This window comes from Leptospira johnsonii, assembly GCF_003112675.1.
Lineage (GTDB): Bacteria > Spirochaetota > Leptospiria > Leptospirales > Leptospiraceae > Leptospira_B > Leptospira_B johnsonii.
The window spans coordinates 1-18642 of sequence record NZ_BFAY01000001.1; the positions used below are offsets into that span (position 1 = coordinate 1).

An 18642-nucleotide genomic window follows, 5' to 3' on the forward strand; every position below is an offset into this window, starting at 1 on the left:
AAGATAAGATCTCCCTGGGGGCAACCCCCTGAAGAGCCCGGGAAGATGACCCGGTTGATAGGTCACAGATGTAAGTGTGGTAACACATTGAGTCGAGTGATACTAATAGCTCGTGAGGCTTGACCATATTACGAAAGTATTGAGTAAGATTTACTTTCTTACTCAATGGTAACAACGCCAACCGTTAGCATCCACCCCAAGTGGATGCTAACATGAACATCCATACAAGATGATCAGCAACAGTGTGAAATATTCGCAGTTATAACGTTTGTAGAAGTAATTCTACACTTAAAGCCGATGGTGAAAGCCTTCGGCTTTTTTATTTGATGAGGGGAATTACCGTTAATTTCGGTATAAATGTTAGTCCGGTTAATTTTTAGAATCGGCGGATTTCAGCAGATAGAAAAACTTCTGAGGAAGTACATCGTCGATAATTCCAGTCGTTTTGGGACCTTGGATTGTATCAGCAAACTTCAGAAGTTCCGAGTCGCTTCTATAGATTAAACTCCAATCCATAACTTCCATTATGCCAATCTCGTCGGATGCATTAGAGAAATTTCCTAAAAAGATCTCTCCCGTGGGGTTTAGGATAGAATACAGATGAGTACAAATCTTCTGTGCCGTTTTCATTTTAATATAATCGAATAGTCCTGCCGAATAGATCATATCGATCCCAGTGTGCTGGACAAATTTCCCCGGATTCGCGGCGAATCTTGCGATTTCGACGTTTAGACAATGGAAATCGACTTGTTTACGATTTTTTAATAAAGCAATTCGGATGCCGTGTTTGGCTTCGGTGATCGCTCTCGGATCCTGGTCCAATAAATAGATCGTTAGCTTATCCAATGTGCTTTGATCCGCATCGTTTATAAGAGTAACCATTTCTCTCGCGGGACCGCAGGCAACAGATAGAACACAGAGTCTATCTTCTTTTTTCTTTAATCTGTCCAGGATCGTTCTATAAAAGAAGTTCTGCCTATGAAACACCGCTTGTGCGGATTTGAGATTTAAGGTACATTTATGAAGACTTTTTCCCAAAAGATTGGTCCCTTCATTTGTATCTCGATAAATTGCGTCCATCATCTCGAAATCACCCGCATAGCCTAAAGGTTTTGTCGTAGCTCTTTTTACGAAAGGATCCAGAAAAAGATAACATTGTAGTTCTTCCCTAAGATAAGAGAAGTTGTAATTGATCTCGGTCGGATCCAGCTCGTGATAGAGTTCGTTCGTTTTTTCCTTTAGAAAATTATAAATTGGGCTCAAAAGTAGAAATACAGATTTATATATTTCCTCTTTCAGATTATATCCTACCGCGTATTCATGATCGTTTAAGCTGGATTCGAGTTGGGATAATAAAGGTTGGATACTTTGGATTTTTTCCTTTGTCTGAAATACTATGGATAACGCTTTCTGATGGGGAGTTTTTGGTTCTCCAGATTCTACACGTACCTTAATCCCGGTTAGCGAATCATGGATCGCCCTAAACAGATCTAAATGGATCGGTTCATCGAACTGGATCCCGTATTCCCAACCTTTTTCCGATCTTTTTTCCCAACGGATCACTCCGCTTAGTTTACGATTGTATTGTAGGACATCGGTAAAGATACTCATATCTAAAACAGAACCGAGTATGGTTTCTCCGGAGATACGTTCTTCGCAGATTATTCTGGTCCCATATTTGGAGATATCTCCCAACGAAGCTTTTGCTGAACTTTCCGCCTTATTAACGGAATGAATTTTGTAGAAACAGCTATATGTTGGAATAAAAACCTCCTCCTTAGGAAGAAGTTTTTCGTAACTTTTGTCAATTTGATTTGATGAGGTTTTTTCCATTATGATTTTTTAATTTACCTAAAAGATTTATTGCTGTTTGGTTTTGGGGTTCGAAAGAAAAAACTTCATTAAGAAGAAGTTCTGCCCTTCTTCTGTTTCCGAGGCGGCGATAAGAATCGGAAAGTACAAGAAGATTATTCACATGATCCGGTTGACGGTAACGAAAACGTTCCCCTTGTTCCACAGATTCTTTGTAGTCTCTATGTCTGTTGAAAGTTTTGGCGAGGAAGTAAAAATAATTACTTTCGCCTGGGTAAACGTCTACCAACCTCATTGCGACTCGAATGGACTCTTCTATATCTCCGTTTTTGGAAGAAGAAGATATCAAATCCTTTAGAGTTTCTAAATCTTCGGTAGGCTTACGACCGTTGGTATATGTTCCGTTTTCGGAATTTTGAAACGAATTTCTTAAAGAATTTTCCGACTCGACGTTTCGGTTTGCCGGATCAAAGGAAATTTTCACCAAAGAAAGATCGTCGATTATATCCCCCGAATCCTTTAAGGCTAAGACTATTCCTTTTAATTCGCCTTTTCCTTGTTCAACGATATGAAGGAAAAAGTTTTCGTCTTCTACCATACTTTTACCACCGATGGATGGGTCGAACACCATCAAGTCTTCTCTTCCATCGGAGCCAAGGATCAGTTTATCCCCTGGTTGCAGTTGGAATAAGCTAACGAAGAACCTACTTTTGATCTCCAGCATTCCGATTTTTCTGAAATACATCTGTGAATCTATAAAGGATGCTCTTCCGTCCCGATATAATACCGGAAAAGGATGTTCTGCGTTTATATAATATACCAGACCAGATTCTTCGTCTACGAGCCCGATCACGAGGGAGATCATCATTGCTCCGTCGAAACTTTCGAAGGTCTTTTGTAATTCGATGACCGCGTTCCTTAACCAACGTTCCGGATATTGGTTTTGATTCGCTTCCAACATTTTTGTCCTTTGGATCATCGCATGGAATACCGCGCCGAAAACAATTGCTCCGCCCGCGCCTTGCAGGGATTTCCCCATAGCATCCGCGTTTACGAAAACAACGTATCTTCTTCCCTTAAGCGTTATAACGTTCGAAACGCTGATATCTCCGCCGATCTCTTGGGTCCAATTTTTAAACGTAAATTTTTTCTTTTGGCTAGTGAAGAATTCCACAGGAACGATATCACTTTTGGAAAGATTCAAGCTTAAGGGCTGCAATACGAGAGAAGTGAGAAAATAATCTCCGTCTTGCTGAGACTTTAAGGTGCTGATTACATCCATCTTCTCAAATTCGGATTTAGTAAGATTAAATTTGAAATGAGCGATAGTGACAGAAATGATCATGGTTCCGGCCAAAAAATACAAGTTATTGATAATCGAAATCAATTTGTAGTCATTGTCGAAGATTAGATTCACTACAATATATTGAACCAGGATGATTCCGCTGTTTAATGCTCCTTTAACGGCGTTCCATGGTAGGAATAGGTTCACTGCGATCAAAACCAGGTTTAATCCTGCGTAGTAAGAGGACTCGAATCCTCCTAAACGTGCGGTCATTAAGGTAATAATTCCTCCGACAACGAAGGTAAAGACAAACGCGTGCACAGTGTTCCAAGCGTTTGGTTTGGAAAAACGTAATATTACATATTGAATCAATACGAAAACGGAAGCGAAGGCTCTCAACGATAAAAAATAGCCGAGGTTCTCGTCCAAATATTCTTTCGGAATGATAAAATAATCCAAACCTCCGAATATAGGAACCAAGGTGAAACCTAAGATGCAGACGGTTTGGATCCATTTTTTTTCGAGTGCCCAGACGAATCGCCTGAAACTTTGCTCTTGATGAATCATCAATCGAAACCTTTATGAATGATATTTTTGAGGATTCGGGAGACGTTAGTTGCGCCTCAATGTTAGTCAATAAATATTTTATAAGAACGTGCGGAATCTGTTTTATTTGGAACGTTTGTGTTAGTCGATTTGAAATGAATTTATTTTAGGCCTTGTTCGCATAACATTCTGTTTGCGTCTTGTACGGTGCAAAAAGTTTAAAAATTTCGAATGCACGGTTTTTGTGCGCAGCGAAAAAGACGGGCAAGGTTTAATTTTTAGGGACAGATTTTGCTTCAGAATAGGTGGGTTCGCAGTCGATTTGAGGGATGTCGTTTTTTTTGATCGTAATATTATTAATTTTTAATATTTGTTTTATGATCTGTGAGTTTGTCTTTATGGATGCCTCTGCGTGTTTTGGTGGATAGGATTTGTTTCTACTTTTCTTCTCGGTTGTAGTTAGTCTTCATTAATTTTAGTGACCGATTATGTATTAATTTTTGCTACAAGATTTTAGATATTTTTACACATCGCTTTTTCCGTTCGAATCTCAATTGCGCAAATTAATTTAATAACTTATTGACGATCGCTTCGTACTCTGTTAACTTCCTTCTTCGCTAATTGCGACGTCTAACGTGTAATTGATACGTAAATCGATAAGTGATACAGTCCCTTGAGGGATGTTGCACGGTATGTGGAAACTATGTGATAAGAAAAATATCCCGCCGGAAGAATATTCGAAGCGTGGAGCCGGATTGGATGCCTGAGTTACGGAGGTCGTAATCAAAATGGCGGCGAATGGAGCTGTATCTTACACTTCGCGGATCCTTATCGTGGAAGATGAGAGAATTGTCGCGCGAGATATCCAGATCATTCTTCAGAAGTTTGGTTATACTTCCGTTGGAATAGCAGCTAATGGAGAGAAGGCCATACAAATGGCCAGAGCGACCAGGCCGGATCTGGTGCTAATGGATATCGTACTCGGCACTGGATTCATAGACGGGGTCGAGGCAGTAGTCAAACTTAAGGAACTTCTGGATGTTCCAGTAATCTATATAACTTCACATAGCGACGAGGCTTCCCTAAGGAGGGCTCGTGTAACTGAACCTTACGCATACATTCTAAAACCTATCGATGTCCGAGAACTCCAGATCACGATAGAAATGTGTCTTTATAAACATAAAATGGAGAAACGGTTTCGCGAGAATGCGGCTTGGTTAAATACCACCTTAAGTTCCATAGGTGACGGAGTTATCGCGACGGACTCTATTTATAGGGTGAAATTTTTGAACTCTGTTGCGGAGAAATTACTCGGAGTAGAGGAGGAAAACGCGCGAGGTAGGATAGTAGATGAGGTGATGAACCTAAGTGATGCAAAAGGTTCCGTCACTAAAAATATAGTTCAGGAAGCTGCCAAAAATAGGATTCCTTCCGTTTTCGAGGACGTTATGCTCTCTGGATTGAATGGTAAAAATACTCCGGTTATCTGCACAGTTGCTCCCATTCATAATAACTCCGGAAATTCTCAAGGATGTGTTTTTACACTGAGGGATATCAGCGAGTTGTACGCCAAATCCATGGAGCTAAGTAAAAGGGTCGAGGACGTAGAGCACGCAAAACGTCTTCTGGAACGTTATTTCCCGGAGAATCTTGTGGATTACCTTGTGGACCATAGACGTCAGGCGGAATTGGAAGGTAAGAATGTACGCGCCACAATGTTGTTTTGCGATATCAGAAATTCCACTGGAATAGCTGAACTTTTGGGACCGAACGAGTTCGCGGAATTTCTAAGCGAATTATTCACAGGCTTAATGGATCTCGCATATGCAAACGGAGGTTCAGTGAACAAACTCTTGGGTGACGGACTTTTGATCACTTTCGGTTGTCCTTTCCCGGAAGAGGACGATACTCTTAATTGTGTTCGCTTAGCCTTACAAATTCGCGAGTATCTCAGAGCGTTTAATTCGAATCGGAATCCAAAGCTAACTTCTTCCGTGGCAATGGGGATCGGAATCTCCACTGGGCATGTATTTGCGGGAAACATCGGTTCCTCTCGCCACATGGAATACACCGTCCTTGGAGATGCGGTCAATACTGCGAGTAGGCTTGAAGCACTAACTAAAACAACAGGACATGATATTCTTTTGGATTCTTTTACAACTAGCTGCGTTAAGGGGGAGATCAATATCGAAAGGATTGGCGAGTTTCAGATCAGGGGAAAAAAGGAACCGCAGGAAGTCTTTTTTCCAATCGGTATGTTATGAGGATAATGTCGTGCATTTTGAAATAAAAAAGAAAAGAGCCCTGGTGCGGAGGATTTAGATGAACGATATCAATGAGCCTAAATTACTTGAGATGAAACTTCGTCCGATTTGGGACGAGATAGAACGGGCTCGAGAAGAATGTCGCAGTTTTTTGGAGAGGTTAGGGTCGACTGATGAAACCTCCGATGCACTTTGTATGATCACGTCCGAAATTCTTGAGAACGCAATTAAATACGGTTATTTCACCAACGAAAATCAGGAATTTACATTTAAGATAGAAGCAGGTAAGGATGGGGTGCTTGTCCAAGCATGGAGCCCTCTCCCTTCTGCCGGGATCGTCGAGAATCTACGACGATTAGATTCCATCGTTCAATGGATCAGAAGTTTTCAATCTCCTTTCCAAGCATATCTAGAGAGATTAAAACTAGTAGCAGGTCAGCCTTTAGAAAATAATGAAAGCGGTTTGGGACTCATTCGTATCGCTTACGAAGGAGAAGCGATCTTGGATTTCTATGTGAATGAAGACAATATTCTCTATGTATCGGCTCTACAACCGAAATTATACAGGGAACAGGTGGTTGCAGAATGAACGCAGACAGTCAGATCTTTTCGGAAGACCAGCTACAACTGGAGATTATAAATGGTGATCCTATAGAAGTTCGTTGGCTCGGCAAAAGTGTTCAACGGAACCCGAGTCAGTTTATCATACCTACGTTATCCGATGTAATGAAGAGAGGGTCGAACGAGAACAAGATGGTCGTATGGGACTTTACTCATCTAGACTACATGAACTCTTCTACAATAACTCCGGTGATCAAAATATTGGAAACCGTAAAGAAAGGATCGGGAAAGATCAGGCTGATCTATAACAAGGATAAGAAATGGCAGGACTTGAGTTTTTCCGCCTTAAGGATCTTCGAGACTAAAGACGGAAGGATCCAGGTAGTAGGGCAATAGTATATGATTGCGGAAGGAAGCATAATCGGCGTACTTCGATCGAACGGAAGCGTTACGACCGTTCAAGTATACGGTCATACACGTTATTCGCTACAGATCCGACTTGCCAAGGTCCCCTCGTTTGCGGTCCCGTTCGTTGCGGACGGATTCGTTATAGAGCTAGACGGGAAAAAAATAGAACTGGGCAGATGTAGGATGCTTCCTATAGAGAGCGGCGCTTCTGCACCGGAATATAGAGTTCTGCTCTTGGATGAGACTATCGACGTAGGAGATCTGATTGGGAAAGGTAGACTAACTGTTTATGATACTGGGTTATTTAATCTCCAGCTTATACTCAATCAAAAAGAAAAAGTAAGCCATCGTTTTAAGGAATACAGTGCTAATCTCACTTTCGAATTGAATGTGTATAAACAATTCTTTGACGATCTAGATCGGAAATTCAGAAAAGAACCCGGACCCGTTCAGGATCATTTACATCAGATGATCTTAGATCGTGAAGGAATCGCGTTCACTGAATTTTTCGAGGACAAGGTCAGGGAATTGGATGAACAAACTAAAAATTTCTCCAAGGACGAGAACGAGGCTCACGGTTTCTTCTTTCGAAGACAGGTTTGGGATTTCATTCTTCAATCAGCTTTTATGCTCCGGACCAATTTAAAACCTAGAGGATACGCTGGCGATTATGAGATGATGCGAATGGTTTACGAGAACCAACCTTTTGGAAAGACCATTTTTTCCAGATTATTGCATAGTTATCCTTTGCGAATTCCAGCAGCCGATGCGGTGCGAAATCGAAGGAAGATGATCTCGGATGAGATCCGAGACGAGATGTACCGTCATTATGATTCCGAGTTTCGTATAATGTCCGTCGCATGCGGGCCAGCGGAAGAAATTGGAGATGCGTTTGAAGAAGTGACTGAGATGGAAAATGTCCATTTTACTTTATTGGATCAGGATATGGAAGCCCTTCGCATGGCGATGGACAATGTGGAAAGATTGGAGAAGGAGAAGGGATTCTCAATTAACGTTAATTACATAAACGACTCAGTTCGTTCTATGCTTCGCATCCGGAATCTCGCAAAAGAATGGGGACATTTCGATTTCATTTATTCGATGGGATTATTCGACTATCTGACTCCACCCGTAGCTAAGGCGGTGCTTGCCAGATTATTCGAGTTATTAAGGCCAGGGGGAAGATTGATTGTAGGAAATTTCCATGTTCGAAATCCGGATAAAGCATTTATGGAATATTGGCTGGATTGGGTTCTTTATCATCGAACAGAAGAAGAGATGCTGGCACTGACGGAAAACCTTCCGGCACACTATAATCGTATCTTCTTCGAAGGAACAGGATGCCAGATGTTTATGGAGCTCCGAGCACCCGATAGGTAAAGTTGGTCAATAGTATGCAACTTAAGGATAATGTAATAATCAATTCGAAAGTCGGACAGGGTTTCGAAAAATACCTTCAAGGAATCGTAAGAGAATGGATGCAGGTTCTTACTTTGTTGTGCATCGTTCTGATACCGTTCTTTTTACTTTTGGATTATTATACCCAGCCTCCTGAGTTACATTTGCGTTTTGCGATCTACAGAGGTGCTACCACATTCCTAGTCATAATAGAATATCTGTTGATACGATTTACTCGTCCTAATAGCTACTATCCTCTACATGGTTACATCATTTCTGCGATGATCAGTTTAATGATCGTGCTGATGACCGTTGACTTAGGCGGATTCAATTCGAGTTATTATGCGGGCTTGATGCTTGTGTTGATGGCAGTGAACATTCTACTTTCTTGGAGACCTATACATTCCGTAGTTAACGGGTTAGTTGTGCTTGCTCTCTATCTTGGATTTAATGCTTTTGAGAATCTTCCTTTCGATCCTAGGATCCTAGTGAATAATCTTTTTTTCCTTGGATCCACCATCATCATCACTGCTGCCATATCCTGGGTAAGATTCAAGTTGGTCAGATCCGAATATCTTTTGAGAGATGAATTGGTCTGTGCGAATATCAATTTGGACGAATCTCGAGGGGATGTACTTCGTGCTCGAGACGCTCTTTGGGGAGAAATGCAACTAGCAAAGATGATCCAAACTGCACTTCTTCCTCAAGCGAATCATATCGGACAATACGAAGTGGCGGCACTCATGGTCCCCACCGATTCGGTCGGAGGCGATTACTACGATATTATAGATGCCCCTAATGGGAAAAAATGGGTAGGAATTGGCGACGTATCCGGTCACGGGATAGAATCAGGACTGATCATGATGATGGCCCAGACCGCCATTCAGGCGATCGTCCAACAGGATGCGATACTTTGTCCTTCTAAAATATTGCATGAGGCGAATCGAGTCATAAAGGAGAATATCGCACGTTTAGGAACGGATCGTTATATGACGATGGTTCTATTTCAATTGGAAGAGGATTATCTTTTAGCCGCCGGAAAACATATGGATGTTATGGTTTATCGTGCTAAAGAGAAAAAGGTGGAAGTAATTCCGACTAACGGATCTTGGCTGGGAATAGTGGATGATCTGGGTTCCGTTTTGAAGGACAATCGTATACCGATGTCGACGGGAGATATCGTTCTATTATATACTGATGGGATTACGGAAGCCCGGAGTCAGACAGAGGATCTATTCGGAGAAGAAAGATTGATTAGACTGTTAGAATCGAATGCACGTTTACCTCTTAGACAACTGGGCACTGAGATTTTTTCTGCAGTGGCGGAATTTGAAAAAGATCAGAGTGACGACATGACCTTATTGCTGTTGAAAAAAAGCTGAGGAATGACCTGCAGCTTTTATACTTTAACATTTTAGATTATTCTTAAGTTTAAGGACGGACCTTCCATAGGTCGTTTTGGAATTCATTATTTCCGTTTGCATCAATGCCTTGTCCACCGAAGATCCAGATATTCCCCTTAGAGTCGGCCCATCCGCTTGATCCATTGCGACCTCCAGGATAATAATCTGTCCCTGCCTTTCCTTTGGGTCCGAAATTGCCTGCTTGGGTAACGAGATTCGTTCCTCCTTTCCAAGTCCACTTTTTCCCATCAAAAATCCAAAGATCGTTTAACTGTCCTGAGTTGCCGGCAGAATCAACTCCGAATCCTCCGAAAATCCAGATCTTACCATTCGGAAGTTTTCCTCCTGCACCGTTACTTCTGGATCCTATGATATTATTCGAACTAGCGATATTTTGCTTACCATAAACACCAGTCTCGTTGGCAGTGCTGGAACCCCCTTTCCAGGTCCAATTGGTTCCGTCAAATTTCCAAAGATCGTTCCACTCCCCATCGTAACTAGAACCGCCGAATAACCATAGATTATCGGAAGAGTCTACCCAAGATATGGACTTGCCCCGAGAGGAGGGAAGATTACTAGCAGAAGGAACATTGATTGTTCCACGGTTCCCATCTCCTGGTCCTCCTATTGTTTTTAGCCCAGCTACCCAAGTCCAATTGCTTCCGTCAAATTTCCAAAGATCGTTCAGGGTTGATGGAGTGCCAAAGGATTCCTCTAAGCCAGCATTTGCCCCGAATATCCATACAGTACCGGATGAATCTATCCATCCCGCCGCTCCTTGTCGCCCTCCTGGAAAATTGGCTGAGTTCGCTACACATTTAGTGCCATAAACTCCGTTTGTATTTTTGGTATTTGGTCCCGCTACCCAGGTCCAATTAGTTCCATCAAATTTCCAAAGATCGCTATAACAATCCCCGCTGTTAATATTCCCGCAACCTCCGAATAGCCATAGGTTTCCAGACGAATCTACCCAAGTAGTTCCGCTAACCCTTGCTCCTGGATCATTCCCGGGAGCGGCTACACCTTTTGTTCCATAAGCCCCAGCAGAATTAACAGTATTGGATCCTTTCACCCAAGTCCAATTGGTGCCGTCGAATTTCCAGAGATCGTTTAATCTTCCAAAACCTGTACCTGGATCTCTGCCGGTTCCTCCGAATAACCAGAGATTGTTCGAGGAATCTACCCATTGCATTGCGTCTTGGCGTCCACCGGGAAAATTTGCAGGATCTGTAACTCCTTTTGTTCCATATACGCCTATGCCGTATCCGCCTCCTAACGTATCAAAGGCCCGACCACTGACCCAAGTCCATTCTGCAGGCAACTCGGAAGATCCGCTTAGTAGGGCTAATAAAGCAAGAGAGCTACTACCGCCGCCTCCATTAGAACAACCGGTTAAGAATAATATAAAGAAAATAGAATATACTATTTTTCGACTTAGTTTCATAAAGATCATGAAGACATCCCAATCATTAGGTAATAAGTAATAGTATATAGATTTCTTGGGATTTTCTATTGGTACTAATACCTAAATCTGGAGTGTGAGGTCGTAGTTATACGGAGTCCTTATTCCGAACCCTCAAGTTTGTCTAGGACGCCCATTTTTCCATTTTCATAATCTTTTAAAGCTTCTGCAATTTCAGCTGAAGTGTTCATTACAAACGGTCCGTATCCAAAAATCGGTTCGTTGATAGTTGCACCTCCCAAAAACAAAAGTTTCGCATCTTGGGTAGCTTTAAGAGTAAAAGTATCATTCTTTTTTTCTAAAACTGCAATTTCTACATCTTCAATTAACTCATCCTCGTTGATTGCCACCGATCCATTAGCCACGAAAACTACAGCTGTTTGATCGGCAGGAACCTTAAACTCAACTAGTTGATCGGCCTTAAGATGAATGTCCCACAAATTGATCGGAGTAAAAGTCGATGCAGGGCCCTTTATTCCGTTAAAATCTCCGGCGATTACTCTAACATTTCCAGCTCCATTTGGGAGTTGAATCGTAGGAATACTTTCCTTCTTGATCGATTGGTATTTGGGTTTGGTCATTTTATGTTCTTTAGGCAAGTTAACCCAAAGCTGAACGCCGTGAAATTCGCCCCCTTTTTCGGAGATTTCCTTTCCATGAAACTCTTCATGGACCAATCCGGAACCTGCTGTCATCCATTGAACATCACCAGCTTGAATTACGCCTCCGCCACCAGAGGAATCTCTGTGTTTTACTTCTCCCGAGTAGATGATTGAAACTGTCTCAAAGCCCCGGTGAGGGTGTTCTCCAACACCTCTACGATGACTTGATCTAGATGGAGGAAATTCGGTAGGGCCTAAATAATCCATGAGTAAAAATGGAGAGATATCCTTGCCGATGTCGTTGTAGCTAAAAATGGACCTTGCTGGAAAACCGTCTCCTACCCAATGCGGCGTATTCGCTCGCTGAGTAAATAATATCTTTTTCATAAATAATAGACTGTTATTTTGCCGAGGTCGGAACTACATAGTTTGCCCGGAGTAAAAGTTTTAAAGCGGAAACAGAAGGCAAAACCTCTTAACGGATATTGCTCGTATTTATGAAACGAATTACTTACTATTTGTTCATTTTGCCGAAATAGGCACGAACAAAGGCTCCAGAGCGATCGAATCTGTCTAATTGGACCCAAACAGTTAGGATAGGATACAGTATCAGCCTCAGAAAAGAGCCTAACCGAACCTTATCTAGAGCATGGGAAAGTTTATATATAAAATTCGCGGTAGTGGAAAACCATCCTCCACGTTCGTGAATTTCTACATTTTTAAATTCTGAAAATAGATTTTGTAAACCGTATTTGGTGAAACGAACGTAATCGTGAGGAGCTTCGTGGATCGGATACATGAACGGAATTGTGAAATAAAGTTCACCACCCTTCTTTAATACCCTATACATTTCGGATACTGCTCTTTTTGGATCGTAAAAATGTTCGATGACATTATTTGCAAGAACGATATCGATTTCTTGGTTTTTGAAGGGTAATGTATGTGCATCCCCGATTATATCCGCTCCCGAGGCAGGATTGATATCCATCGAAGTATATTTTTTTGCTTTTGCTAATTCTTCGTTAGAAAGTCGGAATTTTTTAGATTTCATAAATGACCCGATTGAGCTACCTATGTCTAAAACTTTTTTTCCACTTAGATCGATGTAGAAATAACCGTAATAATCTTTATTAGAATAACATGGAGCGGTTTTCATTTACAAAATTTGCCTATGGATAGTTGAATAAGATCTATCTTTTCAAACATCAAGCCTGCTTACTGTTCTCCAGTCACTTCAAAAAGAGGTGATCGTAAAATTTTACATTAAGATATTTTCATCGGAGCTATCGGTGACGGAATATCTTAATTTAAAAGTTCTCTTAGATCGATTTCGATCACTCTGCTTAATAAGGAATATATTTAGGCTTTTCGCCTTTGCCGGGAAGTTGCGAAGAATACTTAAGTAAATGCTTGACTATTTATCGCTCTCTTCTATACTTAAGCAAATGCTTAACAATTCGTCCCTGGATAGAATATTCTATGCCTTATCGGATCCGACTCGTCGCGACATCGTGGAAAGACTGAGTAAAAAACCGGCTTCTGTAAGCGAGCTTGCCAGTCCCTTGGATATGAGCATGGCTGCAGTTGTCCAGCACGTACAAATTTTGGAAGAAAGCGGTCTGATTAAAACTCAAAAGATAGGTCGCGTGCGTTCTTGTAGGGTAGAGCCGAATTCTTTGGAACTGATAGAAAATTGGGTCCACCAGCGCAGAAAATTCTGGGAAAGGAATTTGGATCGATTGGGAGAATTTTTAGAAAAAACGGAGAAAGGAAAGAAGTAACTATGGAAAATCTGAAAGTCGCTCACGAAATTTTTAGTATAGAAAGAGTGTATCAATCCGATCCGGAGTCTGTGTATTCCGCATGGAGTAACGTGGAAGCAAAAGGAAATTGGTTTATTGGTCCCGGAGATTGGTCGGTAGTGCAAAGAAAATTAGACTTCCGCATCGGTGGAGAAGAAATACTACATGGTCGTTTTCCTAATGGAAAAGAGACCTTATACAAAGCTAGGTTTTCAGACCTCATCGAAAACCAAAGGATCGTTTTCGTTTATGATATGATCTTAAGCGGAAAGATTCATTCAGTGTCCATCGCTTCCGTAGAAATTGAAAAAGTAGACTCTTCTAACACGAAACTTACGTTTACGGAACAGGTCGCATTTTTAGACCAAACCGTAGGCAGAGAAGGTGTGGCTTCCAGAAAAGAAGGCACTTTGGCGCTTTTAGTAAAATTAACCGACTATCTTGAAAAAGTAAAATAAGGAGAACTAAGGTGAAAGCATATAAATTAGTATATTATATTTTTATACTGTTTCTGGTAGCTGCTTGTTCGGCAAATCGACCTTTCCAGCTTCGCGAAACACCGCCCAAGATCGGATCTGAACCTGTCGAAAAAGGACTCGCTCCTATCAAAGACATCCAAATGTATTACGAAATCCACGGTAAGAAAGACGGAATTCCACTCGTTCTATTGAACGGCGGCGGCTCAACCATAGAAGTAACTTATAGTAGAATTCTTCCCATTCTCGCTCAAAGCCGCAGAGTAATCGCTCTGGATGAACAAGGACATGGAAGGACTACTGATAGAAATACACCTGTTAGTTTCGAAACTTCTGCGGAAGATGTGGTCGCTCTTCTGAAATTTCTGAAAATTGAGCAGGCGGATATTTTCGGGTTTAGTAATGGTGCAAGCGTAGCTTTACATGTGGCGATCCGCCAGCCTAAACTTGTACGCAGACTCGTTTTTGCTTCCTCCATCACAAAGAGAGAAGGAGCTTATCCTATGTTTTGGAGTTTTATGAAGAATGCTACTTTTGAAAACATGCCTCAGCCTCTCAAGGATGCTTTTTTAAAAGTAAATCCTGATCCGCAAAAATTGCATACCATGTATGAGAAAGATGCTGCTAGAATGCGTAACTTCAAAGATCTTAGCGATAAAGAGATTAGAACTGTTGGAATTCCTACATTGATCCTGCTTGGGGATAGAGATGTTCCGAAACTGGAGCATGCGGTTGAGATGGTCCGGATGATCCCTAAAGCAAGACTTTTGATCTTGCCTGGCGGACACGGTGATTATTTAGGAGAGGCGATCATGTCCCAGGGAAAGGATCGATATCCTGAATTAACCTCCGCGTTGGTCCAAGATTTTCTAGATTCTCCGTAAAGGTAAGATCAAAATCCGATGCAGAACAGTCTATTTTCTAAATATAGCTCGGAAAATAGCATGTTAGATTGGATAAAAAATTGGTTTGAGAATCGCAAGACGATACAGAGGGGAAGAGAACTATTTTCTAAAATCCAAAACGGGGACAAACAAGGTTTTCGAAAAATTTTGGATCTTATCCCCAACAAAGGTGAACTGAAAGAATGCACAAAGGGACTTCTCGGTTTTTGTGCATCAGAGATCCAAGATCCATTTTATTTGGAAACTTTGTTGAATGCTGGCCTGGATCCGAACCTTCCGGATGGGAATGGAATTTTTCCAATTCATAAAGCGGTTGAAAACGGAAAGATCAAACCCGTTCAGATCCTATTGGAACACGGAGCGGATCCTAATGTTTCCGATCCAAGGGGTGTAACTCCATTACATATTTCTTATAGTTACGATGGGCTCGCAGAGATTTCGGAACTTCTGATCTCTAACGGCGCAGATACGGAAAAGAGAGATAATTTGGGTAAGAGATATTTAATGTAATTTCTGGACGGCACCCTCGCTATCGATAGGAAAGGATGTGTTGTCATGAGAGGAGAATAAATTCTCCTCTTCTAATCCATTTCCAAAAGTTTTTTCAACTTTCGAATATTCTTATTCTCTGGATCTATTTCTTCCGCTGATTTTGTGAATCCGATGGCTTCTTCCCTATTTCCTAAAAGTCGATTTAGATCGGAAAGATGGACCAGGTTTTGTACATTCATCGGTTGCATTTGATTTACCATCATCGCCGCTTCCAAGGATTGGGCCAAGTTTCCTATACGTTTTTCTGCAATAGAGAGATAATACCAAAGTTCTGCAGTATCCGGATCTTGGCTCAGATATTTGCTTAGTACTTTTACCGCTAAAGGATAATCCTTTTCTTTAAAACTGATCAACCCGAGTAGTTTGTTCAATTTTTGATTATTATTATCTGTCGCGTATGCATCCAGAAGAATGGAGATTGCCTTCTGAGCTTCTCCATTACGGTATAATTCTTTTCCTTCTTTATAAAGACTTTGTAGAACTACTTTGTCCGCAAATTCGTTGTTATCTTCTCTCTGTTCGATAGCAGGAGCGTTTACTTCCTGAAAGCCGATCCTTAGGATAGAAAGATCGTCTATGACCTCTCCGATACTTCTGATATTTTTCTCGATGGATTTGATGTCTCCGTAAGACCTTTCCACCACATCTAAGAATACATTTTCATCTTCGTTGATAATTCTTTTGTTATTATGGACTGAAAGTAGAAGGTCATCTCTTCCGTCCGAAGCTAGTATGATCAGATCTCCAGGATGCAATTGGAATTTTTTCACTTTAAACTCGAATTCAGAATCCAATCCTAATTTACGAAGTTCTAATGTGTTTTCTATAAAGGAGGCCTTCCCATCCCTGTACAATACCGAGAAAGGGTGTTCTGCGTTCCAATAGAACATTTCTCCAGATTCGTCGTCGATCAATGTAACCGTTGCTGAGATCACCATTGTTCCGTCGAAACTTTTGAATACGGAATGTATTTCCGTGTAAGTTTCAGTTAACCATTCTTCCGGTGTTTTTTCTAAAATTCTTTTGTTTGCTGCGGATCTTGCCATAATGGAGTTCATGACAACTCCCATTACTAAGGAGCCTCCCGCTCCTTGCATGGATTTTCCCATGGCGTCCCCATTCATTGCCATCGTGAATTTTCGATAATTATCCGGTGTTCCTAATCTTAGATTTCCGGTTAAACAGATATCTCCTCCAAGTTCGCCCTGCTTATTTCGGAATTCGAAATATTTCTTTTGTCTGATGAGAAAGCTGGTATTTACTTTAGGAGACTTGTTCGCATTATAAAAGAGCGGCTTAGCGAGTAGAGAGGTTAAGAAGTAGTCCCCATCCTGTTGGATCTTCAGTCTTTGGACTTCTTCCATTTTTTCCTGAACTTCTTTTGTACGTTCTTCTACCTTTTCTTCCAGATGGTCTGCATGTTCCTGGAGCTGTTCTCTGGCGCTTCGGATAGAATCCACCATTGAGTTGAATGATAGAGATAAGAAACCGATCTCATCCATAGCTTTGATCGGAACGTTTACGTTCAGATCTCCGTGGTTGACCTTCTCCACTCCGGACAATAGATTATTGAGAGGATGGATCAAACTGACCCTGAGTAAAATTGGGAAGGCGATCAATATGAAGATTGTAGTTCCAAAAATGATCAGGATCAACCAGCGGGCTACATTGTGGATCACTTGTCTGAATTCAACATAGGCGAATCCAACCTCGTATCTGGTCTGACCTATCACGAAATCGTAATGGATATAAAAATCTCCTGCGACTCTATAAAGTCTGGAGCCTAACGGAAGATTAGTATCTTTCATTTCCTTGAGGGTGATTGCCTCTAATTCGGATTCAGATTTTCCTTTGTGGAGTTTTTTATTCTTTTCGACTGCCTCTTTGAGCTGTTGGTTTTTGTAATATTTTTCTCCCTCTTTTAGAAGGTTTTGGTTTAAACCGTCTTTTGAAAAAAGGATCTCATATTTATGATCGAATATGCCTGGCCCGACGGGGCGAGATAGAATATATCTTACATTCGGAGGAAAATTAGTATCTCCGTTTCGGATCTCTGTTTTAACCGAGTTCATTTCCACTAGATCTTCTTTTTCTATAGATTTATCTGTGGAGAATAACGTAATATAGCTGATCGCTCCCAAGGCCAACACAACGGTAACCACAGCGCTGGAAAGTATCTTTCCCATAAAGCTTGTGGGTTCCGGAGAATGGTTCAGATAGGCACTTTGTATGAAAAATATCGTGACTACCGATAGAATAAAATATGTGATCGCATAAGTATCGTAGGATAGAACTCCCGATTTATTTAATACGTTATTGTAAGCGTTTAATAAGTTTAAGATTACAGTGACTAAAAACGCTCGGAGTGCAATCCCTTCCTTTCTGGATGGGAGTACGATTTTCATGATATACAGAGGAAGAAAAACGAGGGTTTTTACAAGAATACGGACAGGGAGAGCTAAGGAATTAGCTGAAGTATTCCATTTTTGGAATACTCCTGAATAACTGGAGAAATGGATCGTCTTTCTGACCAGAATAACTGTGCTGATGAGAAAACATAGAAGGATCGCAAAACTAGCTTCTTTTCCGAAATCGAAACTATAATGGTGGGCGGAGAACAGATATATCTTCTCTTTTCCCACGGTTTTCAGAATGAAATGGATCCATGCCGCTAAAGCGATTACTAGGGATAATGGGATAACTACCTTGGATTCTTTAGGATAAATATTTCTCGGAAAATTGTAACAGAAGCCAATAAATCCTACGGTCCCGAAGATCACGAAAACGGTAAGGTATCTATGATACGCTGCTATCGGGTTGAATATGGAATAGGAGAGGAAGTATCCTAAAAACATGATTCCGTATCCCATATACATTATAATTAAATAATATGTGGGCAGGGTTCTGTTCTTCTTGAATATCAAGAATCCGCTCAGAACGAAGGTTAAAAGGAATAAGGAGAATACACCGTTTGCATGATGGGAGAAAAGAATGGAGGCTTCCATATCGGACTTGTTAGATTTTGCATAAATGACTAAATGTCAAGAGGATTCTTGAATCGATGATAAATAGCTACGTAAGAGAGAATTATTTCAGTTTTTTATCGAGCATTTGATCGACAAAAAAATTTGAAAGAAGTGAAACATAAAGATATTAGAAAATCATT

At 41.1% G+C, this 18642-nt stretch carries 15 protein-coding genes and 1 rRNA gene; 10 read left to right on the plus strand and 6 right to left on the minus strand.

The window, feature by feature from the left end:
- A 23S ribosomal RNA gene (locus LPTSP_RS00005) occupies positions 1-127 on the plus strand; the annotation flags it as partial.
- A 242-nt stretch (positions 128-369) separates the two neighbouring features.
- On the opposite strand, the gene LPTSP_RS00010 is transcribed toward LPTSP_RS00005, so the two are convergent.
- Together LPTSP_RS00010 and LPTSP_RS00015 are read right to left on the minus strand one after the other, a co-directional pair.
- Complete coding sequence (locus tag LPTSP_RS00010) at positions 370-1833, minus strand: PilZ domain-containing protein (protein WP_108926815.1); 1464 nt, start codon at positions 1831-1833, stop codon at positions 370-372.
- Complete coding sequence (locus LPTSP_RS00015) at positions 1805-3664, minus strand: PP2C family protein-serine/threonine phosphatase (RefSeq protein WP_108926816.1); 1860 nt, start codon at positions 3662-3664, stop codon at positions 1805-1807. The genes LPTSP_RS00010 and LPTSP_RS00015 overlap by 29 nt, the downstream gene beginning before the upstream one ends.
- 767 nt (positions 3665-4431) lie before the next feature.
- Here LPTSP_RS00015 and LPTSP_RS00020 point away from each other — a divergent pair.
- From LPTSP_RS00020 to LPTSP_RS00040, 5 genes are read left to right on the plus strand one after another with little or no spacing between them, the layout of a single operon-like run.
- Positions 4432-5907, plus strand: coding sequence for an adenylate/guanylate cyclase domain-containing protein (locus tag LPTSP_RS00020; protein ID WP_108926817.1), 1476 nt, complete (start codon positions 4432-4434; stop codon positions 5905-5907).
- 58 nt (positions 5908-5965) lie between these two features.
- Positions 5966-6496, plus strand: a complete 531-nt coding sequence (locus tag LPTSP_RS00025) for an ATP-binding protein (protein WP_108926818.1) — start codon at positions 5966-5968, stop codon at positions 6494-6496.
- Positions 6493-6864, plus strand: coding sequence for a hypothetical protein (locus LPTSP_RS00030; protein WP_108926819.1), 372 nt, complete (start codon positions 6493-6495; stop codon positions 6862-6864). The genes LPTSP_RS00025 and LPTSP_RS00030 overlap by 4 nt, the downstream gene beginning before the upstream one ends.
- Positions 6865-6867: 3 nt before the next feature.
- Positions 6868-8256 carry a class I SAM-dependent methyltransferase gene (locus LPTSP_RS00035; RefSeq protein WP_108926820.1) on the plus strand — a complete coding sequence of 463 codons (1389 nt, stop codon included), beginning with the start codon at positions 6868-6870 and terminating at the stop codon, positions 8254-8256.
- A gap of 14 nt (positions 8257-8270) precedes the next feature.
- Entirely contained in the window at positions 8271-9656 is a 1386-nt protein-coding gene (locus LPTSP_RS00040; RefSeq protein ID WP_108926821.1) for a PP2C family protein-serine/threonine phosphatase, read from the plus strand.
- A gap of 49 nt (positions 9657-9705) precedes the next feature.
- Here the strand turns inward: LPTSP_RS00040 and LPTSP_RS00045 are convergent, their stop codons facing one another.
- The 3 genes from LPTSP_RS00045 to LPTSP_RS00055 form a co-directional block, all read right to left on the minus strand.
- Positions 9706-11121, minus strand: a complete 1416-nt coding sequence (locus tag LPTSP_RS00045) for a Kelch repeat-containing protein (RefSeq protein ID WP_245915417.1) — start codon at positions 11119-11121, stop codon at positions 9706-9708.
- Between the two features lie 119 nt (positions 11122-11240).
- On the minus strand, positions 11241-12128 hold the full coding sequence (locus LPTSP_RS00050; protein WP_108926823.1) for a pirin family protein: 888 nt from the start codon (positions 12126-12128) through the stop codon (positions 11241-11243).
- 127 nt (positions 12129-12255) lie between these two features.
- Entirely contained in the window at positions 12256-12897 is a 642-nt protein-coding gene (locus LPTSP_RS00055) for a class I SAM-dependent methyltransferase (RefSeq protein WP_108926824.1), read from the minus strand.
- A 289-nt stretch (positions 12898-13186) separates the two neighbouring features.
- Between LPTSP_RS00055 and LPTSP_RS00060 the strand changes: the two genes are divergently transcribed.
- The 4 genes from LPTSP_RS00060 to LPTSP_RS00075 are packed head-to-tail and all read left to right on the plus strand — an operon-like array spanning position 13187 to position 15434.
- Positions 13187-13522 carry an ArsR/SmtB family transcription factor gene (locus LPTSP_RS00060; RefSeq protein ID WP_108926927.1) on the plus strand — a complete coding sequence of 112 codons (336 nt, stop codon included), beginning with the start codon at positions 13187-13189 and terminating at the stop codon, positions 13520-13522.
- Positions 13523-13524: 2 nt separating this feature from the next.
- Complete coding sequence (locus LPTSP_RS00065; RefSeq protein ID WP_108926825.1) at positions 13525-14001, plus strand: SRPBCC domain-containing protein; 477 nt, start codon at positions 13525-13527, stop codon at positions 13999-14001.
- A gap of 11 nt (positions 14002-14012) precedes the next feature.
- Positions 14013-14903: an alpha/beta fold hydrolase gene (locus tag LPTSP_RS00070; RefSeq protein WP_108926826.1), complete on the plus strand. Its 891-nt coding sequence runs from the start codon at positions 14013-14015 to the stop codon at positions 14901-14903.
- A gap of 60 nt (positions 14904-14963) precedes the next feature.
- Positions 14964-15434 (plus strand): ankyrin repeat domain-containing protein, encoded by a 471-nt coding sequence (locus tag LPTSP_RS00075; protein WP_108926827.1) that lies wholly within the window; start codon positions 14964-14966, stop codon positions 15432-15434.
- A 71-nt stretch (positions 15435-15505) separates the two neighbouring features.
- On the opposite strand, the gene LPTSP_RS00080 is transcribed toward LPTSP_RS00075, so the two are convergent.
- Positions 15506-18481: a SpoIIE family protein phosphatase gene (locus LPTSP_RS00080; protein ID WP_108926828.1), complete on the minus strand. Its 2976-nt coding sequence runs from the start codon at positions 18479-18481 to the stop codon at positions 15506-15508.
- Between the last annotated feature and the right edge of the window lie 161 nt (positions 18482-18642).

Excerpts from the sequence above, each read along its gene's own strand:
- LPTSP_RS00010 (WP_108926815.1), bottom strand. The coding sequence starts at position 1,833 with ATGGAAAAAACCTCATCAAATCAAATTGACAAAAGTTACGAAAAACTT.
- LPTSP_RS00015 (WP_108926816.1), bottom strand. The coding sequence starts at position 3,664 with ATGATTCATCAAGAGCAAAGTTTCAGGCGATTCGTCTGGGCACTCGAA.
- LPTSP_RS00020 (WP_108926817.1), top strand. The coding sequence starts at position 4,432 with ATGGCGGCGAATGGAGCTGTATCTTACACTTCGCGGATCCTTATCGTG.
- LPTSP_RS00025 (WP_108926818.1), top strand. The coding sequence starts at position 5,966 with ATGAACGATATCAATGAGCCTAAATTACTTGAGATGAAACTTCGTCCG.
- LPTSP_RS00030 (WP_108926819.1), top strand. The coding sequence starts at position 6,493 with ATGAACGCAGACAGTCAGATCTTTTCGGAAGACCAGCTACAACTGGAG.
- LPTSP_RS00035 (WP_108926820.1), top strand. The coding sequence starts at position 6,868 with ATGATTGCGGAAGGAAGCATAATCGGCGTACTTCGATCGAACGGAAGC.
- LPTSP_RS00040 (WP_108926821.1), top strand. The coding sequence starts at position 8,271 with ATGCAACTTAAGGATAATGTAATAATCAATTCGAAAGTCGGACAGGGT.
- LPTSP_RS00045 (WP_245915417.1), bottom strand. The coding sequence starts at position 11,121 with ATGAAACTAAGTCGAAAAATAGTATATTCTATTTTCTTTATATTATTC.
- LPTSP_RS00050 (WP_108926823.1), bottom strand. The coding sequence starts at position 12,128 with ATGAAAAAGATATTATTTACTCAGCGAGCGAATACGCCGCATTGGGTA.
- LPTSP_RS00055 (WP_108926824.1), bottom strand. The coding sequence starts at position 12,897 with ATGAAAACCGCTCCATGTTATTCTAATAAAGATTATTACGGTTATTTC.
- LPTSP_RS00060 (WP_108926927.1), top strand. The coding sequence starts at position 13,187 with ATGCTTAACAATTCGTCCCTGGATAGAATATTCTATGCCTTATCGGAT.
- LPTSP_RS00065 (WP_108926825.1), top strand. The coding sequence starts at position 13,525 with ATGGAAAATCTGAAAGTCGCTCACGAAATTTTTAGTATAGAAAGAGTG.
- LPTSP_RS00075 (WP_108926827.1), top strand. The coding sequence starts at position 14,964 with ATGTTAGATTGGATAAAAAATTGGTTTGAGAATCGCAAGACGATACAG.
- LPTSP_RS00080 (WP_108926828.1), bottom strand. The coding sequence starts at position 18,481 with ATGGAAGCCTCCATTCTTTTCTCCCATCATGCAAACGGTGTATTCTCC.